At 66.2% G+C, this 24157-nt stretch carries 20 protein-coding genes; 9 read left to right on the forward strand and 11 right to left on the reverse strand.

Annotation, left to right across the window (positions count from 1 at the left end):
• The first annotated feature begins 159 nt into the window (after positions 1-159).
• From ACT89O_RS06715 to ACT89O_RS06735, 5 genes are all read left to right on the forward strand, one after another.
• Positions 160-1734 (forward strand): methyl-accepting chemotaxis protein, encoded by a 1575-nt coding sequence (locus ACT89O_RS06715; protein WP_436130486.1) that lies wholly within the window; start codon positions 160-162, stop codon positions 1732-1734.
• A 158-nt stretch (positions 1735-1892) separates the two neighbouring features.
• Positions 1893-2993, forward strand: a complete 1101-nt coding sequence (locus ACT89O_RS06720; protein ID WP_487262160.1) for a BMP family ABC transporter substrate-binding protein — start codon at positions 1893-1895, stop codon at positions 2991-2993.
• 112 nt (positions 2994-3105) lie between these two features.
• Complete coding sequence (gene guaD, locus ACT89O_RS06725; RefSeq protein ID WP_487262161.1) at positions 3106-4404, forward strand: guanine deaminase; 1299 nt, start codon at positions 3106-3108, stop codon at positions 4402-4404.
• Between the two features lie 81 nt (positions 4405-4485).
• Positions 4486-5058 carry a dCTP deaminase gene (dcd, locus tag ACT89O_RS06730; protein WP_055401412.1) on the forward strand — a complete coding sequence of 191 codons (573 nt, stop codon included), beginning with the start codon at positions 4486-4488 and terminating at the stop codon, positions 5056-5058.
• Between the two features lie 142 nt (positions 5059-5200).
• Positions 5201-5569: a hypothetical protein gene (locus ACT89O_RS06735; RefSeq protein WP_431152155.1), complete on the forward strand. Its 369-nt coding sequence runs from the start codon at positions 5201-5203 to the stop codon at positions 5567-5569.
• A gap of 71 nt (positions 5570-5640) precedes the next feature.
• Here ACT89O_RS06735 and ACT89O_RS06740 read toward each other — a convergent pair whose 3' ends face one another.
• From ACT89O_RS06740 to pcp, 3 genes are all read right to left on the reverse strand, one after another.
• On the reverse strand, positions 5641-7338 hold the full coding sequence (locus ACT89O_RS06740) for a diguanylate cyclase (RefSeq protein ID WP_487262162.1): 1698 nt from the start codon (positions 7336-7338) through the stop codon (positions 5641-5643).
• Entirely contained in the window at positions 7335-8300 is a 966-nt protein-coding gene (locus tag ACT89O_RS06745; protein ID WP_487262163.1) for a delta(1)-pyrroline-2-carboxylate reductase family protein, read from the reverse strand. The genes ACT89O_RS06740 and ACT89O_RS06745 overlap by 4 nt, the downstream gene beginning before the upstream one ends.
• Positions 8301-8366: 66 nt before the next feature.
• Complete coding sequence (pcp, locus tag ACT89O_RS06750) at positions 8367-9044, reverse strand: pyroglutamyl-peptidase I (RefSeq protein WP_228898475.1); 678 nt, start codon at positions 9042-9044, stop codon at positions 8367-8369.
• 144 nt (positions 9045-9188) lie between these two features.
• Here pcp and ypfJ point away from each other — a divergent pair, with 144 nt between their 5' ends.
• The 3 genes from ypfJ (at position 9189) to ACT89O_RS06765 (ending at position 14017) form a co-directional block, all read left to right on the forward strand.
• Positions 9189-10061 (forward strand): KPN_02809 family neutral zinc metallopeptidase, encoded by an 873-nt coding sequence (gene ypfJ / locus ACT89O_RS06755; protein ID WP_121422587.1) that lies wholly within the window; start codon positions 9189-9191, stop codon positions 10059-10061.
• 167 nt (positions 10062-10228) lie between these two features.
• Entirely contained in the window at positions 10229-12364 is a 2136-nt protein-coding gene (locus tag ACT89O_RS06760) for a SulP family inorganic anion transporter (protein WP_487262164.1), read from the forward strand.
• 162 nt (positions 12365-12526) lie between these two features.
• Positions 12527-14017: a DEAD/DEAH box helicase gene (locus ACT89O_RS06765; RefSeq protein ID WP_487262165.1), complete on the forward strand. Its 1491-nt coding sequence runs from the start codon at positions 12527-12529 to the stop codon at positions 14015-14017.
• 81 nt (positions 14018-14098) lie between these two features.
• Here ACT89O_RS06765 and ACT89O_RS06770 read toward each other — a convergent pair whose 3' ends face one another.
• From ACT89O_RS06770 to ACT89O_RS06805, 8 genes are all read right to left on the reverse strand, one after another.
• Positions 14099-14740, reverse strand: coding sequence for a nitrous oxide reductase accessory protein NosL (locus ACT89O_RS06770; protein ID WP_487262166.1), 642 nt, complete (start codon positions 14738-14740; stop codon positions 14099-14101).
• Positions 14741-14759: 19 nt separating this feature from the next.
• Entirely contained in the window at positions 14760-15335 is a 576-nt protein-coding gene (locus ACT89O_RS06775) for a nitrous oxide reductase accessory protein NosL (protein WP_487262167.1), read from the reverse strand.
• Positions 15332-16147, reverse strand: coding sequence for an ABC transporter permease (locus ACT89O_RS06780; RefSeq protein ID WP_010461614.1), 816 nt, complete (start codon positions 16145-16147; stop codon positions 15332-15334). The genes ACT89O_RS06775 and ACT89O_RS06780 overlap by 4 nt, the downstream gene beginning before the upstream one ends.
• Before the next feature lie 2 nt (positions 16148-16149).
• Entirely contained in the window at positions 16150-17094 is a 945-nt protein-coding gene (locus ACT89O_RS06785; protein WP_487262168.1) for an ABC transporter ATP-binding protein, read from the reverse strand.
• Entirely contained in the window at positions 17069-18355 is a 1287-nt protein-coding gene (locus tag ACT89O_RS06790) for a nitrous oxide reductase family maturation protein NosD (protein ID WP_487262169.1), read from the reverse strand. The genes ACT89O_RS06785 and ACT89O_RS06790 overlap by 26 nt, the downstream gene beginning before the upstream one ends.
• Entirely contained in the window at positions 18355-20976 is a 2622-nt protein-coding gene (locus tag ACT89O_RS06795) for a 4Fe-4S binding protein (RefSeq protein WP_487262170.1), read from the reverse strand. Before ACT89O_RS06795 ends, ACT89O_RS06790 begins: the two co-directional genes overlap by 1 nt.
• 215 nt (positions 20977-21191) lie before the next feature.
• The gene (nosZ, locus tag ACT89O_RS06800; RefSeq protein ID WP_487262171.1) at positions 21192-23117 is read right to left on the reverse strand and encodes a TAT-dependent nitrous-oxide reductase; all 1926 of its coding nucleotides are present in this window, start codon (positions 23115-23117) and stop codon (positions 21192-21194) included.
• A gap of 21 nt (positions 23118-23138) precedes the next feature.
• On the reverse strand, positions 23139-23501 hold the full coding sequence (locus ACT89O_RS06805; protein WP_228898459.1) for a DUF2946 family protein: 363 nt from the start codon (positions 23499-23501) through the stop codon (positions 23139-23141).
• A 237-nt stretch (positions 23502-23738) separates the two neighbouring features.
• On the opposite strand from ACT89O_RS06805, the gene ACT89O_RS06810 reads away from it, so the two are divergent.
• Positions 23739-24149, forward strand: a complete 411-nt coding sequence (locus ACT89O_RS06810; protein ID WP_055393536.1) for a c-type cytochrome — start codon at positions 23739-23741, stop codon at positions 24147-24149.
• Positions 24150-24157: the final 8 nt, after the last annotated feature.

Raw genomic sequence — 24157 nt, forward strand, 5'->3', positions numbered from 1 at the left:
GCGGCAGGGCGGAGGCGTGGGTAAACCCTTAAAATAGTAAGTATTCGTTCGAATTGCGTCCGGCCCAGGCCCACGGGGTGATCCACCACCATGGCCCTTACCCAGCGCTCCCTTGCGGAGTGCACGGGTGCCGTGTTGCCCCCTTTTTTGGAGCCTTCCATGTTTCTCAGTCAAATCTCCATTGGCAAGCGCCTGACCCTGGTGCTCGGCCTCATCCTGGCGCTGTTTTTTGCCAGCAGCGTGGTGGCCGTGGTCAAGCTCAGCCAGTTGGGCAAAGAGATCGACGCCATGGTCAACGACAACATCAAGACCGAGCGCGCTGGCTCGGACTGGCTGCGCCACACCACATCGGGCGTGCAGCGCGCGGCAGCCATTGCCAAGAGCAGTGATGCCAGCCTGATCCCCTACTTTGCGCCCGCCACGGCCGCGTCGATCCGCGATACCAACGAGCTGCAGAAATTCATCGAATCCAAGATGGACACGCCGGAGAAGAAGCAGCATTTTGCCAAGGTGGGTGACCTGCGCAAAGACTACCTGGCGGCCCGCGAGGAAGTGAGCAAGTTCAAACAGGCGGGCGATGCCGAGAACGCCAACAAGGTTTTCACCGAGCGGTTTGAGCCCACCTCCCGCAGCTACCTGGCGGGTGTGCAGCAGATGGTGGATGGCCAACGTGCCGAGCTCGATGCTGCCGGCAAGCGCAGCGAAGAGCTGCGTGCCCAGACCACGCTGCTGCTGCAGATCTGCACCGGGGTGTCGCTGCTGCTGGGCGCCTTGCTGGCCTGGCTGCTGACCACCAGCATCACGCGCCCGCTGCGCAAGGCCGAGTCCATTGCAGAGACCATCGCCAACATGGACCTGACGGGTGCCCCCCAGGCCAGCTACGCCAATGACGAAACCGGCCACCTGCTGCGCGCCCTGGATGCCATGCGCAGCGCTCTGCACCGTTCGCTGCAGCAAGTGCGGGGTGTGGTGGACAGCATCTCCACCGCCAGCACCCAGATCGCCATCGGCAACCAGGACCTGAGCGCACGCACCGAGCAAACGGCCAGCAGCCTGCAGGAGACCGCCAGCTCGATGGAAGAGCTGACCAGCACCGTGCGCCAGAGCGCCGATTCGGCCGTGCAGGCCAACCAGCTGGCGGTGTCGGCCGCACAAGTGGCCCAGCGCGGCGGTGAAGTGGTGGCGCAGGTGGTGACCACCATGGACGAGATCAACACCAGCAGCAAGAAGATTGCCGACATCATCGGCACCATCGACGGCATTGCGTTCCAGACCAATATCCTGGCCCTCAACGCCGCCGTGGAAGCCGCCCGTGCGGGCGAGCAGGGCCGTGGCTTTGCCGTGGTGGCCAGCGAAGTGCGCTCACTGGCCCAGCGCTCGGCCCAGGCGGCCAAGGAGATCAAGACACTGATCGGCGTGTCGGTGGAGAAGGTCGAGTCGGGTGCTGCCCTGGTGCAGAACGCCGGCACCACCATGGGCGAGATCGTGAGCTCCGTGCGCCGCGTGACCGACATCATTGGCGAGATCAGCGCAGCCGCTTCGGAACAGAGCCAGGGCATTGGCCAGGTGAATGTGGCGGTGACCCAGCTGGACCAGATGACCCAGCAGAATGCCGCCCTGGTGGAAGAGTCCACCGCCGCCGCCGAGAGCCTGAAGGACCAGGCGTCGCGCCTGGCCGAGGTGGTGGGTGCCTTCCGCCTGGGCGCAGGCCCGCAGGCGCTGCGGCTGAACTGAGTTCCTATGGAGGGCTCTGCGCACTGCAGCAGGGCCTACCCTCCGGCTTCAATCCATACAGTTCCAACCTAGTTTCAGCGCAGTTTGATTCCCCTCGGCAGCACCGTCGTCCTGCGGTGCTGCCGTTCCATTCCATCAGGGCCATGTAGAGGAACACCATGTACAAAAACCTCGCAGCCACGCTCGTGGCCGCCTGTTTTTTCTCCCCCGTTTTTTCCCAGACCACGCCCGCCAAGGGCAGTACGGCCGAGCCTGTCAGAGCAGGTTTTGTCTATGTCTCGCCCATCACCGAGGCAGGCTGGACGCGCCAGCATGACGAAGGCCGCAAGGCCGTCGAGGCCGCGCTGGGCAACCAGGTGAAGACCACCTTTGTCGAGAACGTGGCCGAAGGCGCCGATGCCGAACGCGTGATCCGTGATCTGGCGGCCACGGGCCACCAGATCATCTTCACCCCCAGTTTTGGCTACATGGAGCCCACGCTCAAGGTGGCGCAGGACTTCCCGCATGTGAAGTTCGAGTCCATCACCGGCTATAAGACCACGCCCAATGTGGCCGCTGCCAACGCGCGCTACTACGAGGGGCGTTACCTCGCAGGTATTGCAGCCGGCCGCATGAGCAAGACCGGCGTGGCCGGTTTTGTGGCGGGCTTCCCCATCCCGGAGGTGCTGCAGGGCATCAATGCCTTCACATTGGGCATGCGCTCGGTCAACCCGCAGGCCACGGTGAAGGTGGTGTGGCTCAATGTATGGTTCGACCCGCCCAAGGAGCGCGACGCGGCCATGGCGCTGTTCAACCAGGACGTGGACGTGATTGCGTTTCACACGGGCTCCACCGCCGTGATGGCGGCCGCGCAAGAGCGCGGCAAGATGGCCGTGGCCTACCACTCGGACATGCGCAAGACCGGGCCTGACGCCCAGATCGTGGCCGTGACGCACCAGTGGGGCAGTTACTACACCGAGCGCGTGCGCGCCGTGCAGAACGGTACCTGGAAGAGTGCCAACCTCTGGGGCGGCGTGCGCGAGGGCATGATCCGCGTCGGCGACTTTGGAACCCGGGTGCCGGCGGCCGTGCAGCAGGAGGTGTTGGCCGCACAGAAGGCCATTGGGGCGGGCAAGCTCCAGCCCTTCCGTGCGGGCAAGGCGCCGGTGCGCGACAACGAGGGGCAAGAGCGGATCCCCGCAGGCCAGGCGCTGTCGGATGCACAGATCCTGCAGATGAACTGGCTGGTGGAAGGTGTCGTGGGCAAGGTGTCCCGCTGATCCTGCAAGGCATATCGCCCGTCGTTATCACCTGTCGGCGCTCCCCCAACCCCATAGCCACTATGGGGTGCTGCATATACAAACGGCGCCCCCTGCCGCTAAGCTTGCCGTCATGCCTGTTTACCGTTCCGCCCTTTTGCGATTTGCCGATGATGGCCGCGCCCTCTATGACGAAGATGGCCTGCTGGCCATTGGCCCGGATGCCCAGGGCCGCCAGCGGGTGCTGGCAGCCGGCGCCTGGCAGGCGCTGTCCCACCAGTACGCCCACGAGCCCGTCACGCACCTGCCGGGTCGCATCCTGGCCCCTGGGTTTGTGGACATGCACATCCACTTTCCGCAGACCGACGTGATTGGCTCGCCCGCGGATGGTCTGCTGCCCTGGCTGGAGAACTACACCTTTCCCCATGAATCGCGCTTTGTCGCATCCGACTACAGCGCGCAGGTGGCAGAGTTCTTTGTGGCCGAGCTGCTGCGCCATGGCGTGACTACGGCGCTGGCGTTTGCTACCTCGCACCCCGCCTCGGTGGATGCCTTGTTCACCGAGGGGCAACGCCAGCACATGCGCCTGATCACTGGCAAGGTGCTGCAGGACCGCCACTCGCCCGATGGCGTGCGCGACGATACCGAACAAAGCCTCATCGACACCGAGGCGCTGATCCAGCGCTGGCACGGCGTGGACCGCCTGGGCTATGCCATCACCCCGCGTTTTGCGCCCACCAGCACCCATGAACAACTGCGCGGCGCGGGCGAGCTGGCTGCGCGCTACCCCGATGTGTGGATTCAGTCCCACGTGGCCGAGAACCGCGACGAGATCCGCTGGGCGCGCGAGCTGTTCCCCGCCGCACGCAGCTACCTGGGCGTGTACGACGACTTTGGCCTGATGCGCGAACGCGCTGTGTACGCGCACTGCATCCACTTTGACGACGACGACCGCGCGCTGATGCGCGACACCGGTGCGGTGGCGGCGGTCAGCCCCACCAGCAACCTCTTTCTGGGCAGTGGCTTTTTTGACTACGCCAGCGCCGACCGCGTGGGCTTTGGCTACGGCCTGGCCAGCGATGTGGGCGGGGGTACTAGCTTCAGCCCGTTCCACACCATGCTGGCGGCGTATTACGTGGGGCGTGAGGGGCAGACCAAGCAGGGTCTGAGCCTGTCGCCGCAGCAGCTGTGGTGGCAACACACGGCCGGGGCGGCCAAGGCGCTGGGTCTGACGGGTGTGGTGGGCAATTTGCAGCCGGGCTGCGAGGCCGACTTTGTGGTGCTCAACCCTCGGGCTACGCCTCTGCTGGAGCGCAAGACCTGCCAGGCGCGCAGCCTGGATGAGCTTTTGTTTGCGCTGATCGTGCTCGGCGATGACCGGGTGGTGGAGCAAACCGTGATTTCTCAAGCAAAATACGGCCCCAGCGCATGATCATCAAGCGCTAATAGCTACATATTTAATAGCGCCCGGCTGTTTGCCGACGGCCAGGGCCACAGCGCAGGAAATTCAGCCATGAGCATCAAGAGCGACAAGTGGATCCGCCGCATGGCGGCCGAGCACGGAATGATCGAACCCTTCGAGCCGGGCCAGGTGCGCGAGGTGGAGGGCCGCAAGATCATCAGCTACGGCACCAGCAGCTACGGCTACGACATCCGCTGCGCACCCGAATTCAAGGTGTTCACCAACATCCACAGCACGGTGGTGGACCCGAAGAATTTCGACGAGAAGAGCTTTGTGGATTTCGAGGGCGACAGCTGCATCATCCCGCCCAACAGCTTTGCGCTGGCGCGCACGATGGAGTACTTCCGCATCCCGCGCAACGTGCTCACCATCTGCCTGGGCAAAAGCACCTATGCACGCTGCGGCATCATCGTCAACGTGACGCCGTTCGAGCCCGAGTGGGAAGGCTATGTGACGCTGGAGTTCAGCAACACCACGCCGCTGCCCGCACGCATCTACGCGGGCGAGGGCTGCGCGCAGGTGCTGTTCTTCGAGAGCGACAAGGACGATGTGTGTGAGGTCAGCTACCGTGACCGGGGCGGCAAGTACCAGGGGCAGGTCGGCGTGACACTGCCCAAGGCCTGACCTCCCCTTCGGCATGCGCTGGAACGTGTTCGCAAGGGCTGCGTCCTACAGCGCCAGTGCCCATTGGCTGAAATGCAAGCGCAGGTAAGGTTCTTAGCATGGTGTCATGCCGCCGGGCCCTCCGGTGGCCACGGAGTCGACCATGCTGACCTTTGCTGCGATGACCACACCCGCCAAGGCCCGGGGTGCTGCGCTTTCTCTACATGACCCTGCAGGTGCCACAGGCGACTTGGCCTCGGACCACGGCGCATTGCGCCCGGCAGCCGTGTCCCACGCCTACTATTGGCCCTGCGAGCTTCTCAACGCTTTCGTTCTGAAGATGGCCGCCACGGGCCACTGTGTGAATACCGCCATGATGCTGGGGCACCGGCCCTACGCGCTCGAACAGCTGGCCGTGGCGCGGGCCGTTCAGGACCACAGCCTGAATGCGCTGGCCTTGCGGCTGCAAGCCTATTTTGATGCGGCCGCGCCCCAGGGCTGCGCCGTGGTGGCCGAGATCAGCGAGGTTTAGAACAGGCTACTGGCGGGTCTCTTGCACGCCGCCGGCCTTGCTGTGCGCTGACCGCTGTTCATGGACTGTGGTCATGCCTCCACGCAGACCCTGTTGCGCCCCTGGCCCTTGGCTTCATAAAGCGCCGCATCGCCCCGGCGCAGGATATCGAGGCCGTTGTCCTGCAGGCCGCGCATGCTGGCCACACCCGCGCTCACGGTGATGCGGCCCACGACCGGGTCGTGTTGTTCGGCCATGGCTTCGACCAGGGCCTGGGCGATGGCTTGGGCCCCCAGAAGGTCGGTGTCGGGCAGCAGCACCACAAACTCTTCACCCCCCAGCCGTGCGATCACATCCGAGTTGCGCAGGCGCATTTCCAGCGTGCGGGCCAGCCGGCGCAGGACTTCGTCGCCGGTTTCGTGTCCATAGGTGTCGTTCACGCGCTTGAAATGGTCCACGTCGACTGTGATCAGGCTCAACGGCCGGCCGCTGCGCCGCGCCAGCGCCAGGGCAAACGCCATCTGCGTTTCAAAACCCCGGCGGTTGAGCAGGCCCGTCAGAGCATCGGTGCGGGCCTGCAGGTCCAGGGCGCGGTTGGCAGCCTCCAGCTCCAGCGTGCGCAGGCGCACTTTTTCCTCCATGGCTTCGTGGGCTGTCAGAAGCCGGTGCGTCATGCGGCCCAGTGCGCCTGAAAGCTTGCTCACTTCCCGGCTGCTGTGGGCCTGGGGAATGCGGGTGCCGGGCTTGTCGGCCTCCACGGCGCTTGCGGCATCGGCCAGCGCGTACAGGTCATCGCTCAGGCGGCGTGCCGCCAGCCACGCCAGCACCGAGGCCAAAAGCGCGGCGCCGAGCCCGATGGCCAGTGCCAGTTGCACGGTGCGGTGGGCCTCGGCGAAGGCCAGTTCCACGGGTTCGCGGGCGACAATGCGCCAGCCGAGGTCGCTGGTGCTGTTGCGTGCCTGCATCGGTGCGGTGGCCGTGAGGTAGCTGCGGCCGTCCAGCCACCTCGCCACGACGGCCCGGCCTGCGGCGCGGTCAGACGCCACCGGGTTGTTGGCCTCGACGGGCAGGCGCTGCCCGGCTACTTGCAGGGCCCGGGTCAGGCCCCCAGGGGCGTAGATAAGCTCGCCTTTGCGGTCGAAGACGAACAGTTCTACCGCCTTGTCGTCCGTACGTGCCGGGGTCAGGCTTTCCATGACCTCATGGGTCCATTCCCAGCTGCCGTGGATACCCACCACGCCGATGGTGGTCGGGCCCAGGCGAATGGGCGCCGCAAAATCCACAAACCGGTAGGGCTCGCCCGAAGGCGGCGGGGCCAGCAGCTGCTCCAGCAGCTTGGCCGGGTGGACATCTCCCACGTGCAGTGTTTGCAGGCCTTCCTTGAACCACGGGCGCTCTGCGACGCTCTGGCCCACCAGCAGTCCGCCCGTGGCGGCGCGCACCACGCCCTGGGCATCGGCCACACCGATCCAGGCGCTGTGGGGGTGGGTGGCCTGACTGCGTGCCAGCATGTGGTGGGCTTCGGCACTGTCGAGCCCTTTGGTCCAGACGGCCTCGGCGGCCGCCAGGACCTCGGCCTCGCGGCTGCGCTCCTGCAGGCCGTTGGCCAGCAGCTTGCCTGCATTTTCGGCAATGACCTGCAGGGCAGTCCCGGCATCGCGCTCGATGCGCAGCTTGAGCAGTTCGCCAAATCCCAGTGACAGCAGCACCGCCAGGCCCACCACTAACGTACCGAACACCAGCGCGATCTGCGAGCGCAGGCTGTGGTCCGAGAACCGGAGCAGGCTCATGGCGTGGCCTGCGTGGGTGGTGCGCCCTCTGTGTCCAGGCGCATCGCCAGGCGGGCCGCAGCCAGGTCCCAGCCGGCCCAGCCGCAGCTCTTGAACAGCACCGGCCCTGCGGACGGAGCGCGCAGGCGTTGCAGAGCTTCCCGCAGTGTGGGCAGCATGCCCACGTCGAGGCCCGCCTGCAGCAGATCGCCCGCCTCGTGGCGTGCGTCTTCACTGTCCACCACGATATGCCCGTGTGCGGCCACATGGCGGCAGAAGGCGGGGGCCAGTTCTGCCATGGCCGGGGTGAAGGCTCCCACCGCTGCCACAAAGGCGTCGGGGCGTGGTGGCGCGCTCAGCGCCACGCTGTGCGCCGGGGTGCACACGGCAATCAGCGGGCAATGGGGCACCGCAGCGTCTGCATCGGCCACCGTGCGTGCCTGGGCGCCCAGCGCCTGGGCCCGCAGGACCAGGGCCTCGGCGCTGGCGGCACTGCGCGAGGCCACCCACACATCACGCACCCCCAGGCCCTGCACAAAGGCTTCCAGGTGGGCCAGGCCCTGCACGCCCGCGCCGACGATGAGCAGCGGCCCCTGGGCCTGCGGCGCCAGATGCTGTGCCGCCAGCAGCGACACCGCCGCTGTGCGCCGTGCAGTGATGGTGGGGCCGTCCAGCACCAGGCGGCGTTCGCCCGTGGTCACGTCAAACACCACGACGTCGCCCTGGATCGCGGGGCGGCCGGTGCCCGTGTTGGCAGGGGTCAGCGTGATGAGCTTGGCCATCGCCACGCGGCTGTCGGTGGCAGGCATGACAAACAGGCTGCCGCCCTGGGGCAGTGGCAGCACCGTGCGGGCAGGCACCGAGACGGTGCTGTCCCGCAAGAGGGCCGCGATCTCGGTGGCCAGCGCGTCCCATGGCAGACACGCCGCTGTGGCTGCTGCGTCCAGCGTGCCGGGGGCCGGGGAGAGGGAGGTGAAGGACATGCGCCGACTTTACACAGCGAGGGCGGAGCCGGGGAGCGGGCAAGTCCCCAGTCCAAGGCCATGATTTCAGTGCGTGGCACCCGCCCCGAGCGCTATGTCGCTCTGGTGAAGCACAGCGGCCCACAGGGCTGCGTGGATGCCGCGCACCATGTCCCGCAGTGCCAGGGAGGGTGTGCCTTGCCCGGGCAGCCAGGGCACGTGCACAAAGCCGCCCCGGGCGCCCGCAGGGCCAACGCCTTGTGCCTGCAGCATGTGCATCAGTCCGTACAGCACATGGTTGCAGACAAAGGTGCCCGCTGTTTGTGAGACCTCGCAAGGCACGCCAGCCTGCTGTACGGAGCGCAGCATGGCCTTGAGTGGCAGGCTCGCAAAGTAGGCGGCAGGCCCGCCGGGCACCACCGGCGTGTCGATGGGCTGGGCGCCCACGTTGTCGGGAATGCGGGCGTCGTTGATATTGATGCCCACCCGCTCCAGCGACAGCGCGCTGCGCCCTCCTGCCTGGCCCAGGCAGATGGTCAGCGCGGGCCGGTGGGCCGTGGCCAGCGCCCGCAGCTGTTGCAGCGATTCGCCAAAGACGGTGGGCAGTTGCGCCGCCACCACGCGGTGGCCCGCGATGCGCTGCCCGTCCAGCGCCTGTGCCACCAGCCAGCTGGGGTTCAGGCTGTCGCCGCCAAAGGGGTCAAAGCCTGTGATCAGAATCACCTTGTCGCCGATGGGGGCGTAGTGCGAGGCGTCGTGGAGCATGGGGCGGTTCGGGTGGGGCGTGGAAGGGTGGAATCGTGCCAGCGGGCGCCGACAGGCAGGCCATCGTAATCGGCCCCTCCGGTTCCTGCACCGCGCGTAATATGCGCCATGTCCTCCGCACGGTGAGGGCGCTGGAGATACGGCATGAAATGGGAAGGCAATCGCGAGTCGGACAATGTGGAAGACCGGCGCGGTGGGGGCGGCGGCTCGCCGATTTTCGGAGGGCGCAGCATTGGCATCGGCACCATCGTCATCGCACTGGTGGGCGGGTGGGTGCTGGGCATCAATCCGCTGACGATCCTGGGGCTGCTCAGTGGCGGTGGGCCACCCGCGCAGGTGCAGTCGCAGGGGCCTGCCCAGCGCCCCCCGGCCGACGACACCATGGCCCGTTTTGTATCGACCGTTCTGGCCGATACCGAAGACGTGTGGCAGGCCGTGTTCCGCCAGGGTGGCGGCACCTACCAGGAGCCGCGCCTGGTGCTGTTTCGGGGCGCTACGGCCACGGCTTGCGGCACCGGGCAGGCGGCGATGGGCCCGTTCTACTGCCCGGCGGACCAGAAGGTCTACATCGACCTGGGCTTTTATGAAACCCTCAAGAACCGCCTGGGCGCGCCCGGCGATTTTGCCCAGGCGTATGTGATTGCCCACGAGGTAGGCCACCATGTGCAGAACCAGCTGGGCATCAGCGGCAAGGTGGACCAGATGCGTGGCCGCGTGAGCAAGGCGGAGTACAACGCGCTCTCGGTCCGGCTGGAGCTGCAGGCCGACTGTTTTGCCGGGGTGTGGGCACACCATGCGCAGAACGCGCGCCAGATTCTGGAGCAGGGCGATGTGGAAGAGGCCATGAACGCAGCGGCCAAGATCGGTGACGACGCCCTGCAGCGCTCGAGCGGCGGGGCGGTGGTGCCCGAAAGCTTCACCCACGGCACCAGTGCTCAGCGGCAGCGCTGGTTTCACAACGGGCTGCAGAATGGCAGCGTCAAAGCCTGCGATACCTTCGCGGCGCGGAGTCTTTGAAACACCCCCTGAGCCGCTTCGCGGCTTCCCCCCGCTCTCGCAACACTGCGCGTTGCGGGCAGGGGGACGCAGCCAGCGCGGCGGGGCGGCCCTTGCGCGGCTGCCCGGGCATGGGCCGCGCCGGTTTTGTGGGGTGTGGGTGACCTATGGCGCTATGGAGAACCGAGATGTCCCCGGCTGAGTCCCTGCAGCCTCTCCGGTCGCCGGGCATCGCCGCCGCGTGGTCGGCGGCGGCGGTCACGGTGCCGCATGCCGTCGGCCTGGGCCTGCTGGCTTTTGCACCCCTGGCGGCCGACCATTCCCTCGCAGCGCTGGCGCTGTGGTCGGCGGCCCTGCCGGGTTTGCTGCTCACGCTGGTGGTGCCACGTGCCGGGGTGGTCTACGCACCCACCACGGTGGTGGCGCTGCTGTTTGCGGCCGTGCTGGCCACCGCCCATGGTGCGGCCCCTGCGCTGGGCCTGAGTGCGCGCCAGGTGTTGGCCGTGAGCGGGGCCACGGTGGCGCTGGCGTTTGTTTTTCAGTGGCTGCTGGGGGTGCTGCGGCTGGCCTCGGTGGCGCGGTTTCTGCCCGTTTCGGTGACGCATGGTTTCGCGGCCGGGGTGGGGCTGTCGATGGTGGTGGGCCAGGTGCGCAACGGCTTTGGCGCGGGGGGCGACACCCTGTGGAACGCCCGCACCGGCTGGCACCTGCTGGCGGCGCTCGCCGTGGTGGGGCTGGCCTGGGCGTTGCGCTGGCGCTGGCCCCGCATGCCGGGGCTGCTGTCGGCTGTGGTCCTGGTGGCGCTGGCCGTGGCGGTGGCGGGGGTGTGGGGTGGTGGCCTGGGGGATGTGTTTGCACCCGCCGTGCAGCCCAGCCAGTTTGCCGGCCCGCTGTGGCCCGACTGGACGGGTGTCCCCTGGATGGCGCTGGCGCAACAGCACGGGTCGGACCTGGTGGTGCTGGCGCTGTTGATGGCGCTGGTCAACAGCCTGGAGATACTGGTGTTCAACCAGGAGCTGGAGCTGGACCACGGTCTGCGTGGCAACGCCAACCTGACCCTGCGCCGCGAGAGCCTGTTGGGCGTTTTGTGCGGGCTGGCCGGGATGATTCCTGCATCCACCAGCGCATCGCGCTCGCGCATTGTGCTGGCGCAGGCGGGCCCCTCCCGCGACGCACCGCGCTGGCATGCCGGCATCATGCTGGGCGTGGCAGTGACGGGCGCCTGGTGGCTGCACTGGGTGCCCATGGCCTGCCTGGCGGGGGGGCTGGTGCTGGCCGGGCTCATGCAGGTGCCGGGTCTCATGTGGTCGCTGCGCTACGCGCAACGCTCGCGGGTGACCTGGGCGCAGAGCTGGCTGGTGGCGCTGGTGTTTGCCGTGATGGGCGGCGTGGGGGCTCTGGTTGCGGGCCTGGTGGTGGCCACCTTTGTGTTGCTGCACGACTCCGCCGCCAAGGTGCTGCGCCATGTGCGGCTCGATGGCGAACTGCGCTCGCGCCGGCTGCGCCGGGCGGGCTCGGACACCTGGCTCTCGCCGCGGATGAACCAGGTGGCTGTGTTTGAACTGCAGGGCGTGATGTCGTTCGGCGTGGCGGCCCACTTGGCCGAGCAGGTGCGTTTGCTGCTGCAGCCGCGCCACCGCTGGGTGATTCTGGATGCGGGCCGCGTGCCCGCCTGGGACAGCACGGCATTGGCGCAGCTGCGCGCGCTGGTGCGCGACCTGGGCCAGCAGGGCATTGCCGCTGCCGTGGCCGCGCTCGATCCTGTGGCCGCTGAACATGCAGGCGACCAGGTACGCGCCTTTGCCGACCTGGACCGCGCCTTGGAATGGGCCGAGGCCGGTATCCTCTCGCAACGCCCCATTGAGCAACGCCCCGCGCGTCCCGAAAGGGATCTGCTGGGCGAGATTGGCGAGGGCGTGCCCCGGGTGGCGGCCAATGCCCTGATGGCCTTGCTGGAGCCTCTGGCCGTGCCGCCCCACGGGGTGGTGTTCAGCGCGGGAGACACCGACCACGACCTGCTGGTGGTGAAGTCGGGCCACATCACGCTGGTGACCCAGTGGCCGCCCGACAAGGGGCTGCGCTTGGCCACGGTCGGTCCGGGCATGGCGTTTGGCGAGATGGCGTTCCTCAACGGCGCTGCGCGCAGCGCTTGTGCGGGGTCTGAGCGGGGGCCTGCGCACCTGGTGCGCCTGTCGCGGGCGCACTTTGATGCCTGGGCCCGGCAATACCCCGAGGCAGCGCTCACCGTGATGAATAACCTCGCCCAGATCGGGGCGAGGCGTCTGGCGGTGACCACACGCCAATTGCGGGCGGTGTTGGAGTAATTTTGAATAAATAGTGCCACTAGCGCTCGATGGGTAAGCGCTGATAGCTATAAAAAATGTAGCTTATCGCTGTGACTTGCTCAATGAATAAATGCGCTCTGTACCACGCCCCCATGGTGAAAAATCGCTTTTTGGGCCACCGGTGCGACAATAGAGGGCTAAATGACAAGTTCCTTTTCCAATCTATCGCTGGCTGAACCGCTCGCGCGCGCCGTAGCCGAAATGGGCTACGAGTCCATGACGCCCATCCAGGAGCAGGCCATTCCGGTGGTGCTCACAGGGCAAGACGTGATGGGCGCAGCCCAGACCGGCACCGGCAAGACGGCGGCTTTCTCGCTGCCCCTGCTGCAACGCCTGCTCAAGCACGAAAGCAGCTCCACATCCCCGGCCCGCCACCCCGTGCGTGCCCTGGTGCTGTTGCCCACGCGCGAACTGGCCGACCAGGTGGCCCAGCAGATCGCCCTGTACGCCAAGTACACCAAGCTGCGCAGCACCGTGGTGTTTGGCGGCATGGACATGAAGCCCCAGACCATCGAGCTGAAAAAAGGCGTCGAAGTGCTGGTGGCCACGCCAGGCCGCCTGCTGGACCACATCGAAGCCAAGAACGCCGTGCTCAACCAGGTCGAGTACGTCGTGCTCGACGAGGCCGACCGCATGCTGGACATCGGTTTCCTGCCCGACCTGCAGCGCATCCTGAGCTACCTGCCCAAGCAGCGCACCACGCTCCTGTTCAGTGCCACGTTCTCGCCCGAGATCAAGCGTCTGGCCAGCAGCTACCTGCAAAACCCCATCACCATCGAGGTGGCCCGCCCGAACGAAACGGCCTCCACCGTGGAGCAGCGCTTCTACAGCGCCAACGATGACGACAAGCGCCGTGCCATCCACCAGGTGCTCAAGACCCGGGGTATCAAGCAGGCGTTCATCTTCGTCAACAGCAAGCTCGGTTGTGCCCGTCTGGCGCGCAGCCTGGAGCGCGAAGGCCTCAAAACCACCGCGCTGCATGGCGACAAGAGCCAGGACGAGCGCCTGAAGGCGCTCGAAGCCTTCAAGAGCGGCGAGGTCGATCTGCTGGTGTGTACCGATGTGGCCGCGCGCGGCCTGGACATCAAGGACGTGCCTGCGGTGTTCAACTTCGACGTGCCATTCAACGCCGAAGACTATGTGCACCGCATCGGCCGCACGGGCCGTGCGGGCGCCTCGGGCCTGGCGGTGACGCTGGTGTCGGGCAGCGATGCCCGCCTGGTGGCCGACATCGAGAAGCTGATCAAGAAGAAGATCGATCTCGAAGCCATCGAATACGAAGAAGACCAGCCCCGCGGCCGTATCAACGACGGCCGCCGTGCCTGGCGCGAAGCCGGTGAGACGGGCGACGGGCGCGATGCGCTGCCGGCCGCCCCCGCTGCGCCACGGCGCGAGCGTGACCAGCGCGTCGGGCGCGAGGGGCGCGAACAACACCGGGGCTTTCGCCCGGCCTTGGCATCGCGCGACCCCTTCTTCGAGAAGCCGTATGAGGCCAGCGCAGCTGCCGACGCAACCCCCGCCTGGGAAGCTGCCAAGTCGGCCCCGCGCAGCAGCGTGTCGGCCAACATCAAGCCCAAGCGCAAGGTGGCAGCGCTGTTCAAGGCTGCCCAGCCAGAGACTTCGGTGCAATGATGAAATACAGGCCTTTTTAGGCCTGTAGCGCTTGATGGATAAGCGCGAGAAGCTATATTTTTAATAGCAATTGAGGCCCCGTCAGTCTGAATGCAAACGGTGGTCGGCCCGGAGGTTTGGGGCCAGCCTGCGCAGCAAGGCCCCATCGATGGCGCCGAAGGGGATCGCCCGCCCCCCACGCTGCTGCACAAACTCCTGTGCAGCCTCCGCATCGGCAAACGCGGGCAGATTGCCCGCCCGCATCGGCCCCATGGCCGAAGACTCTGTCACATACACCGCCTCGTGCGCGTTCAGCCAACCACCCGTATCGGTATCGGTGACATACCGCGCCACGATGGCGTCGGCCGTGCGGCCCCGCGTGTAGTGGGCCACGTTGCCAAGGTACAGCATGAGGCTGAGCGGTGAGTCAAAAAAATACGCATCCCCGTCCGCAAAAATGACCTGCGCCGCCCAAGCCCGTGCGCGGGCTGGGTACATGCCACACACCGGGCAGCGTGCGTCGGCGGGCACCTCGCGGGCGGCGGTCAGGGGCTGGCCCAGCGCAGGGTCGTAGGGCGTGGGCGGCGCCACCACGCACACATCGTCGCCGATGCCCTCCAGGGCGGCGTTGCCGGATGGACGGGGCGGAGTGCGCTGGGGCCATTGCCATGCCACCAGGCCTGCCGAGCCCAGCAGCAGGGCTGCAAGGGCTGTGCGCCGGGTGGTTGCGTGTGGGCGGGGCATCAGCGCAGGTATGGGCGGCTCACATCCGCGTGTCGTGCAGTGCCCCGCCGCTCAGGTCCACCATGGCGGGCGTGATCTCGGCAAAGCGCAACACTTTGCCGCCATATTCAGCAGTAAACTTTTTCGCGTCGGCCTCTTGCGCAAAGCTGCCGATGGTGGGGCCCATGGAGCCGTGGCGCTTGCCGCCCACTACGTAGAGGGCGGTCTTGCCGTCGATCCAGTGGCCCTGTGGTGCGTTCCAGTCGGCCTGGCCCATGTCCTGCACATACACGGCCTGCACGGCACGCACCTGTTCGCCCGCCAGCAGGGTGCTGAACAGCTCCACCGTGTCGCAGAAGAACGAGGGCTTGTCCTGCCCCGCGAAGCGCACCTGAGCCTTGGGGCCGGGGTAGTCGGCCAGCAGCATGCCGTCGAGTTCGCAGCTGGTGGTGCGGTCGATCTCCTGGGGTTGGAGAGATTGCGCGCTGTTGTCCGCCTGGCTGCAGCCCGTGAGGCCAGTCAGGCCCGTGAGTGTGCCGAGCGAAGCGAGTGCGGCCCAGCCCAGCAATTGCCGGCGCGTGGTGCAGCCGCACCGGGGTTGGTAAGAATGGTTCATGGTTTGAATCTCCAGCTTGCAAGACCGAGCGGCACCACGATCCAGCCCGCCATCACCGCGCCCATCAGCCATGGCTTGGCCAGGGCAGGGGGCACGATGCTGGTCAGGCCGTACAGGGTGCGCACGTCGTCGAGCGAGAACACGTTGAGGATGCGGAAAACGTCGGCCGGGTTGAGCAGCAGCAGGTAGGCCATGGCTTCGCCGCCCACGCTGCCGCCCGTAGCCACCAGGGCGCCCAGCAGCAGCAGGTCAAACACCAGCACAAAAAAGAACCAGGCGGCAATCGCCAGACCGGAGGCGCGTGTGCGCTCGTGCGTGAGCACCGACAGCAGCACCGCCATGCTCAAAAAGGCCAGCCCCAGCAGCACTGAGCTGATCATGAAGCCGCCGTAGTGGAATAGCGCAGCCCCGCTGAACTGCCGCACCAGCAGCACGGCCACCAGGCCAAACCCCGCCAGGGTTGAGAGCGTGAGCGCCGCCGCCAGCCCCAGGTACTTGCCCAGCAACAGCTCCAGCCGCGTGATGGGCAGCGACAGCAACAGGTCGAGCGAGCCGCGCTCGCGTTCGCCGACGATGGCATCAAAGCCCAGCAACAGCGCGATCAGCGGGATGAGGTAGATCACCAGGCTGACCAGGCTGGCGATGGTGAACTCGATGGACCGAAAGCCCACGGTGCCCTGCTGCGCGCCGCCAAAGTAGGCGATGGCCAGCGAGAACACGGTGAACACGAGCGCCACGGCCAGCACCCAGCGGTTGCGCATGCGGTCGCGGAACTCTTTCCCCGCGATGGTGAAAATTTGTTGGAATTCCATGGCTAGCCCTTGCGCAGGTCGAAGTACACATCCTCAAGCGAGGGTTCCTGGATCTGCAGGTCCTGCAGCGCGGTGCCCAGCGGTGCCATCGCACCCAGCACGGCCATCTTGCTGCCGCGTGGGCAGTCCACGTGCAGGCCTTCCGGCGTTTCCGCTGCGGTGATGCCGGGCACTGCAGAGAGCAGCCCCAGCGCGGCAGGCCGGTCGTCCGAAGCCAGGGTGAGGTGGATGGTCAGCGGCATGTGCGCCTGCTCGCGCAGCGCCTGCACGCTGCCCAGGGCCTGCAGCTTGCCCGAGGCCAGGATGGCAAGGCGGTCCACGCGCTCCTGCAGTTCGGCCAGGATGTGCGAAGTGATGACGATGGTCACGCCCCCCGCCTGCAACTCGCGCAGCGTGGCGTAGAAGTCGCGGATGGCCTGCGGGTCTAGGCCGTTGGTGGGTTCGTCCAGCAGCAGCACCTGCGGATCGCCCAGCAGGGCCTGCGCGAAGCCCAGGCGCTGGCGCATGCCCTTGGAGTAGTCCCGCACGGCACGCTTGCCCGCGTGGGCCAGGCCCACTTGCTCCAGCAGTGCAGGGCACTGCGCGAGCGGGGCGCCCTTGAGGCGGGCGAAGAAGTGCAGCGTCTCCAGCCCGTTCAGGTTGTCGTAGAGCACCACGTTCTCGGGCAGGTAGCCCAGGTGGCGGCGAGCGGCGCGAAAGTCGCGGCCCTGCACGGTGGCGCCGCCCACCCGGATCTCGCCCGAGGTGGCGGGCGTGAGGCCCAGGATCATCTTGAACAGCGTGCTCTTGCCCGCGCCGTTGTGGCCGATGAGGCCGAAGATCTCGCCGCGCGCAATGCGCAGGTCAATGCCGTCCACGGCGTGCAATGCGCCGTAGTGCTTGTGCGCGCCCCGCACCTCGATGGCGGGGGGCTCGCTCAGGTCAATGGGGGGAGGGTTGCGTGTCACGCTGAAAATTCCGTTGGGGTTGGTTCGGTTGCATGCGGGGCTTGGGGTCCACCACGGTGGGCACGCGCAGCACCGGAAACTGCTGGCCCACCAGGCGCAGTGCCTGCACGGCGGGGCTGGCCAGCAGCAGCTTGATGGTGGGGTGGCGCCAGGTCAGGCGGTCCACCATGTCGTTGGCCTCGTAGGGCACGTCGCCCACGCCGTTGCCGTCGCGGTCCCAGCCCAGGTAGTTGCTCCAGTGGTTGCCGCCTTCGGTGCCCCAGCGCTCGTCGCGGGCGCCCACATAGCGCACCTGCTCGCGGTTGCCGATGAAGTCGTTGCCTTCGACCTTGTTGTTTTTGGAGCCGGCCGACAGGTGCACGCCCACCGTGTTGCGGGTCACCAGGTTGCCGCGCAGGGTGATGTACTCCACGTCGTAGATGAAGAAGCCTCGGGAGTTCTCGGCCACCACGTTGTTCTCGATCACCGAGTCCTGCAGGGTGCGCAGCATGATGCCGTGGTCGCTGTTGCCCCTCGCGCGGTTGTTGCGCACCACCTGGTCGCGTACCTCCATCAGCGCCAGGCCGCCACGGTTGAGGTAGGTATCGTTGTCTTCCCACAGGTTGTAGTAGGAGTTCATGTAGTGCGTGCCGTAGCGGCTGTGGTGCAGCCGGTTGCCGCGAAACACCGCGTGGTGCGACACGTCCACATACAGCGCGTCGCGCACAAAGCTGATGTGATTGCCCTCGATGCGTGCGCCCGTGGTGTTGTACAGCTGTACGCCGTTGCCGCGCTGCGATGAGTTCACATCGCGCAGGCCGGTGATGGTGTTGTGCAGCACCTGTACATCGTTGGCCTTCTCAATCCACAGGCCAAAGAGGTTGTAGGTGAGGTCGTTGTGGCGCACCACGGCGCGGTGCGCGCCGGGGTACACGTAGATGCCTGCGTTCTGGTCCTTCAAGCTGGTGCCCGAGTCGCGCACGATCAGGCCTTCGATCACCACGTCGGGCGCGGTGACGCGGATGGTGTCGCCCGTCTGGCCGCCGCTGAGCGTGGGGCGGTCGATGCCGCGCAGGGTGAGCTGCTTGTCGATGCGCAGGTTCACGCGGTAAAAGCCCCGCTGCACCTCCACCGTGTCGCCCGGTTTGGCGGCCGTGATGGCAGCTTGCAGGTCTTGCCCGGGGCGCACCTGCACGGTGGCAGCGTGGGCGGGCAGGGCCAGCAGGCACGCAGCCAGCGCCACGAGTGCGGTGAATGCGGTGGCAGCAAGAGGGGACTTCATCACGCCAGTCCCACCAAGGCCTTGATGGCCAGGAAGAGTGCTGCGCCGATCAGCAGGTTCTTGAAGCCCACGTAGCTCAGCATGTCCATCACGCCCGCCCGGCGGTACTGGTCGCGCCACCACGGGCCGTCCTTCACATAGCGCTTGCCCGACAGGCGGATCAGCACCTCGTACACGCTCCAGCCAAACCACCAGCCGATGATGGCGCCCGACGACAACGTGCCCAGGGCGGTCATCACCCAGGCCACGCTGGCAGCCAGGGCGAGCGAGAAGCCCGCGATCTGCAGCGCGCGCCGCGACGCCCAGCCTTCGCGGCTCCAGGGCCACAGATGGTCCACCAGCTCCTTCGCCATCCAGCGCAGGCCGCGCGAGCCTGCCTTGGTCTGCGGCAGCACTGGCGCCGTAGGCCAGCGTGGGTCCGGCCCCTTCGCGGCCTTGGCCGAGATCTGGTCCTGCACCGTGGCAGGGTGGATCGGGATGAAATAGCCGTTCTTGCCGATGGGCGTGATTTCCAGACCATCTTTCTCGCGGCGCTTGCGTTCCTTGGCCAGGGGCGGGCAGCCCTTGGTGTCGGTGTACAGAATCATGCAGTCGAGGCAGTGCAGGCATTCGCGGTGGTCGATGCGGCCGTCGGCGTCGATGGCCTGTGCACCGCAGCCCACGGCGCAGGCCTTGCAGCTGTTGCAGTCCTGCTTGCGCTTGAGGCCAAACCAGCGGAACGTGCTGGGCATGGCCAGCGAGGCACCCAGCGGGCAGATGTATTTGCAGTAGGGTCGCTCGATGAAGATCGAAACGCCCAGGATGGCCGCCACAAACAGGCTGTAGGGCCAGGCGCGATTCATTACACCGACCAGGAAGGTCGTCTTGAACGGCTCCACCTCGGCCAGCTTCTCAGCCAGGCCCATGGAGAACATCGACACCGCGAGCAGCCCGAAGAACACCGCGTACTTGACCCACTTGAGCCGGTCGTGCCACTTCTGCGGCAGCTGCGTCTGAAAGCGCTTGAAGCCCACCGCACGCGCGATCTTGTAGATGCCCTCCTGCAGCGAGCCAAACGGGCACATCCAGCCGCAAAACAACCCGCGCCCGAACAGGAACACGGTGACGATGATGAAGATCCAGAACAGGAAGATGAACGGGTCGGACAGGAACAGCGACCAAGTCCACTGGAACAGCAGCGCGTGGAACCAGGTCAGCACCTGCGTGATGGAAGGCTGTGCCATGGCGCCAAAGCCGATCCAGCCGATGCTGAGGGCCCAGAAGCTGTACTTGAAGGCGTTGACCGGCCACTTGTTCTTGTGGGTGGACAGGCGCGTGAGCTTCTCGCGCAGGGCGTACACCACGGTGACGGCAATCAGCAGCGCGGCGAACAGCGCAATCTCTACCGCACGCGACTTCCACACGCGCACCCAGGGGTCGTCGGGCTCGTTGATGGTGGGGCGCCCGCCTTGCAGCATGGCGGCGGGCAGCCAGTAGGGCGTGTCAAAGCTGGTGAAGCTGCGTGTGCCCGTGGCCCGGTCCACGCGGTTGCCCAGAAAGCTCAGCTTCCACGGGTAGGCGGCCGAGAAGGCGGGTGAGCGGATGATGAAGATGACCGATTCGTTGTAGCTGGGTGCGCCTGCGGCCTCGATGCCGTACAGGTTGAGCGCGTCCAGGTCGCGGAAGGTGAACGAATCCGCCCCCTGGCGCACCTGCACGCGGTCGTAGATGCCGCCGCGCACAAAGCCCGAGCCCTTGAACGATTCCTTGCCGCCGGTGCGGACGATGAAGAAGGCGTGCTCGCCCTCCTTGAGCTGCAGGCGCAGGTTGTTCCAGCCGTTCTCGCCCAGCAGGCTCTTGCCAATGTCGGGGTGGTTCAGGTCGCCAAACCACAGCTCGATGAACGGGTCGGGGCCCTTGTCCAGGCCCACCTGTTCGGGCTGCACGCGCAGGCGCTGCACGGTGCCTTGTTGCACCAGCTCGGCCCAGCTCAGGCGCCTGCCGGTTTCGGCATAGCGTGCGGGCTCGCGCACCGTGGGCGCGAGGATGCCCACCTGCCGCGCCACGGCGGAGCCCGAGGCCATCATGACCTGGTTCTGAGCGATGACGGTGACGGTGGCGCCCGAGATGGCGTCGAGACCCAGCACGTTTTCATCAGGGCGCGACTGGCCCACCTCGATCTTGTCGGCCACGGACTTGCCCAGGTACTGGGCGTTGAACTTCAGCAGCGCAGATTCAGGGATGCCCAGCAGCAGGATGGGCTCGGAATGCTTGAGCACCTTCACGCCCACGAAGCGGCCCTGTGTGTCCATGCCGATCAGCGTGACCACGGGCTTGCCCGAGTAGGCAGGGGTGTCGGTGATGTCGGTGGAGAGCATCACGTAGCCCAGCAGCTTCTTTTGCGCGCTGTCGTTGTCGTAAGCCTCTACGTAGGGCGGCTGGCCCTTGCGTTCAGAGAAATGGCTGGCGCCGGGAAACACGTCCTTGCACGGCACCAGCGCGCACATGTCGCGCGCGGTAGAGAGTTCCGCAGGCAGTTCGGCCTCGTAGGCGCCTGCCGCAGCATGCGCGCGCGGCGCCAGCCAAAGTGCTACCAACAAGACCAGAAGAAGCGTGGCGAACAGCCGACGGAGGGAAATCATGGGACTATCTTTTTGATAGCTGCTAGCGCTTATTCATCAAGCGCTAGCGGCCAATATGATGCGAAGTGGAGCGCAGTCGTCGCAACTGGCGCGCCCCAGGCCAGGGATGCAGAGCAAGGGCCGCCCCGCAGCGAGTGCATCGTCCCCCTTCCCGAATCGCGCAGCGATTCGAGAGAAGGGGGAAGGCGCGGCAGCGCCTCAGGGGGATCGCCCCCTCAAGCTTCCACAATCATCCGAGTGCGCATTTCCAGGTGGAGTGCGTGGCAGAAGTGCGTGCAGTAGCACCAGAACACACCGGGCTTGTCGGCCACGAAGCTCACCGACTTGGTCTCCAGCGGGTTCACGATGAAGTTCACGTTGTAGTTCGGGATCGCAAAGCCGTGCGTCAGGTCTTCGATCTTGTCCAGGTTGGTCAGGATCAGCGTGACCTCGTCACCCTTCTTGAGCTTGAACTCGCGCAGGCTGAAGGCCGGTGCTTGCGAAGTCATCTTCACAGTGACCTTCTTGCCGTTGCGGAACACGCCGGATTCCTTGGGGTCCTTGACCGCCAGCGGGAACTCGTCGAGCGTGTAGACCTGCTTGGGGCGCACCAGGTCGCGCTTGAAGATGATGAAGTCATGTGGCTCGCCACGCACGGGGTGGTCGGCCAGCAGCACCATCTTCTCGCCCGAGATGTCGATGAGCTGCTCGTTCTCGGGGTGCAGCGGGCCCACAGGCAGGAAGCGGTCCTTGGAGAACTTGCAACCCACGGCCAGGTACTTGCCGTCGGCGGCCTTGGTCTCGGACTGCGAGGCGTTCAAGTGGCCCGGCTGGTATTGCACATCGAGGCGGTCCACCACGTACTTAGCGGTCTTGTCGCCCGCGTGGAACTTGATGGCGGCCTCCACGTTCCACTTTACGACCTGGCTGTCCAGGAACAGGGTGGTGTAGGCATTGCCACGGCCGTCGAAGGCGGTGTGCAGCGGGCCCAGGCCAAGCTCCACCTCGGCCACGATGGCGGAGTCCAGCTTTTCAAGCTTGCCTTCGAAATAGTCCAGCACCTTGGCCAGCTCGATCACGGTGCCGGTGGGCGACAGCTTGCCGGCGCAGATGAAGTATTTGCCATCGGGGCTGGCGTTCACGCCGTGGGGGTTCTTGGGCACCGAAACGTAGGCAGTGAGTGCTGTCTTGGGGTCCTTGTTGGCTTCATGGGTGCCGTCCACCACGGGCACCTTGCTGGTGCCGATGGTCTTGAACTTGCCAGCCTTCACGGCAGCCTCGATGCGGCCCACGTTGAAGAACAGGCAGGCATCGCGTTCGGCGGACATCATGTCCTCGTACTTCGCGCCCATTTCCACGTTGTACTGGTTGGTGGCGGCCAGCTTGCCGTCGTATGACGTGGCGACCAGATCGCAGTTACCGTCGATCAGCACTTGCCAGCGCACTTCCATCGTTTCTGCATCGACGCAGCTGAACATCGAACGGTATTTGCCCGAGTCTTCCGTGCCCGCGTTGGGCAGGGGGATGGCGAACTCACCGCCGCAGAACACGCGCGTGGTGTAGTTGATGGCAGGGTCCACCGGGTCGGCCTTGTCCGGGAAGATGCCGTGAAAGCCCTGCACGTTGGGCAGCTCGGTAATCTTGTCGCACACGAAGTAGTCGAGGCGGATGCGCGCGATGCGGCTGTTGATCTTGTCGTTGATCCAGGCGTAGCGGCCGTCGTAGTTGCCGTCCTTGTACGAGGCATGTGTGTGGTGGGTGTCCGCCACCGTGTACTTCAGGCTGCCATCGGCCTTGGTGCCCATCACAGCTTTGGATTCATTCGTGATGCCCCAGCCCACCAGGGCGTCGGGTACGAAGCAGGGGATGCGGGTGATCTCGCGGCCCGAGGGCAGGCCCAGCACGCGCATGTCGCCCGTGTGGCCGCCGCTCCAGAGGCCGTAGTAGGTGTCCAGCTCGCCGGGCTTGAGGTGCACGTTGGCGCCAGCGGCGGCATGGCTGGCCGCAGGTGCTGCAGGGGCGGGGGCCGCAGGCGTTGCAGCGCTGGGCTTTTCGTTGCAGGCGGCAACGCCTGCAGTCAGCCCGACCAGGGCCGCCGTGTTGATGAAGCTGCGTCGGCCCAGGCCAGCAGCGGGAAGGGGACTGTCTTTTCTCTCGGTCATGGTTTTCCTCTTTGGGATCGCTCAGTTGAAAAGGGGTGGTGCGCGTGCAGGGGGGCTGAACGCCACTCCTGTGCGTGGAAAAAGTGGTGTGTGAAAACGGGGCTGGAAGGTGGGGGCTGCAGCAGTGGTTGCCGCTGCGAGATGGGTGGTGGGTGGCGTGTCGGCCGCGAGGCACACAGGGCAATCGAGACCGGTGGCGTCTGCCGCTACCAGGCCCTCAGCGGTCTTCACCACCAGCTTGGCGCTGCCTGTGCCGGAGCCGGAGCAGACCAGCTCCATGCTTCGCGGCACTACCAGCGGTGAAGCCACCGCAGCAGCCAGCGCCATGACAAACCACGCCAGCACCCAAAGGCGCAGTGTTCGCAGGTTGTGATGGCTTTGCATGGCACGAATAATAGATTCACGTAATATGAATCAATTTGATCTGGATCATGCTTTGGCGGCGCTCGCCTATGCCCAAAAGTGCCTCTTGCACCTACAGTCAATGCACCGGTCTGAAGCGGTGCCTGTGCAATGCCCGTAGGGGTTTTTCAGGCCGAGTGCTGGACGCATTTCGTCGCGTTTCTCGCGCAGCCACAGGCCCTCTCAGATTTTTCTAACCCCAAGAACAGGATGTATGCGATGCAAAAGAAAACCGTGATGGTCGCCGTAGCGATCTTGGCCACACTGCTGGCCGGTTGTGGCGACAAGAAGTCGGAACCTGCTCCGGTGGCTGCACCCGCTGCGGTGACGGCCCCAGCGCCCGCAGCGGCCCCCGCCGCACCGGCTGCCGCAGAGAACGAACTGGGCAAGAGCGTGTTTGGCAAGACCTGCGCCATGTGCCATGCCGCTGGCGTGGCCGGTGCCCCCAAGCCGGGCGACAAGGCCGACTGGGGTCCACGCATTGCCCAGGGCAAGGACACGATGTACAAGCACGCGATCGAGGGCTTTACCGGGGCGAAAGGCATGATGCCTGCCAAGGGGGGCTCCGCCAATCTGACCGACGCTGAGGTCAAGGCCGCCGTGGATTACATGGCCGACAAGTCGCTCTGAGCGGAGGC

The sequence above is a fragment of the Acidovorax sp. NN32 genome, assembly GCF_057597245.1.

Bases quoted from the DNA above. Each gene is read 5' to 3' on its own strand.
- ACT89O_RS06780 (WP_010461614.1), bottom strand. From the start codon at position 16,147: ATGGAATTCCAACAAATTTTCACCATCGCGGGGAAAGAGTTCCGCGAC.
- ACT89O_RS06770 (WP_487262166.1), bottom strand. From the start codon at position 14,740: ATGCCCCGCCCACACGCAACCACCCGGCGCACAGCCCTTGCAGCCCTG.
- ACT89O_RS06740 (WP_487262162.1), bottom strand. From the start codon at position 7,338: ATGAGCCTGCTCCGGTTCTCGGACCACAGCCTGCGCTCGCAGATCGCG.
- dcd (WP_055401412.1), top strand. From the start codon at position 4,486: ATGAGCATCAAGAGCGACAAGTGGATCCGCCGCATGGCGGCCGAGCAC.
- pcp (WP_228898475.1), bottom strand. From the start codon at position 9,044: ATGCTCCACGACGCCTCGCACTACGCCCCCATCGGCGACAAGGTGATT.
- ypfJ (WP_121422587.1), top strand. From the start codon at position 9,189: ATGAAATGGGAAGGCAATCGCGAGTCGGACAATGTGGAAGACCGGCGC.
- ACT89O_RS06715 (WP_436130486.1), top strand. From the start codon at position 160: ATGTTTCTCAGTCAAATCTCCATTGGCAAGCGCCTGACCCTGGTGCTC.
- ACT89O_RS06765 (WP_487262165.1), top strand. From the start codon at position 12,527: ATGACAAGTTCCTTTTCCAATCTATCGCTGGCTGAACCGCTCGCGCGC.
- ACT89O_RS06775 (WP_487262167.1), bottom strand. From the start codon at position 15,335: ATGAACCATTCTTACCAACCCCGGTGCGGCTGCACCACGCGCCGGCAA.
- ACT89O_RS06760 (WP_487262164.1), top strand. From the start codon at position 10,229: ATGTCCCCGGCTGAGTCCCTGCAGCCTCTCCGGTCGCCGGGCATCGCC.
- nosZ (WP_487262171.1), bottom strand. From the start codon at position 23,117: ATGACCGAGAGAAAAGACAGTCCCCTTCCCGCTGCTGGCCTGGGCCGA.
- guaD (WP_487262161.1), top strand. From the start codon at position 3,106: ATGCCTGTTTACCGTTCCGCCCTTTTGCGATTTGCCGATGATGGCCGC.
- ACT89O_RS06735 (WP_431152155.1), top strand. From the start codon at position 5,201: ATGCTGACCTTTGCTGCGATGACCACACCCGCCAAGGCCCGGGGTGCT.
- ACT89O_RS06795 (WP_487262170.1), bottom strand. From the start codon at position 20,976: ATGATTTCCCTCCGTCGGCTGTTCGCCACGCTTCTTCTGGTCTTGTTG.
- ACT89O_RS06810 (WP_055393536.1), top strand. From the start codon at position 23,739: ATGCAAAAGAAAACCGTGATGGTCGCCGTAGCGATCTTGGCCACACTG.
- ACT89O_RS06745 (WP_487262163.1), bottom strand. From the start codon at position 8,300: ATGTCCTTCACCTCCCTCTCCCCGGCCCCCGGCACGCTGGACGCAGCA.
- ACT89O_RS06790 (WP_487262169.1), bottom strand. From the start codon at position 18,355: ATGAAGTCCCCTCTTGCTGCCACCGCATTCACCGCACTCGTGGCGCTG.
- ACT89O_RS06805 (WP_228898459.1), bottom strand. From the start codon at position 23,501: ATGCAAAGCCATCACAACCTGCGAACACTGCGCCTTTGGGTGCTGGCG.
- ACT89O_RS06720 (WP_487262160.1), top strand. From the start codon at position 1,893: ATGTACAAAAACCTCGCAGCCACGCTCGTGGCCGCCTGTTTTTTCTCC.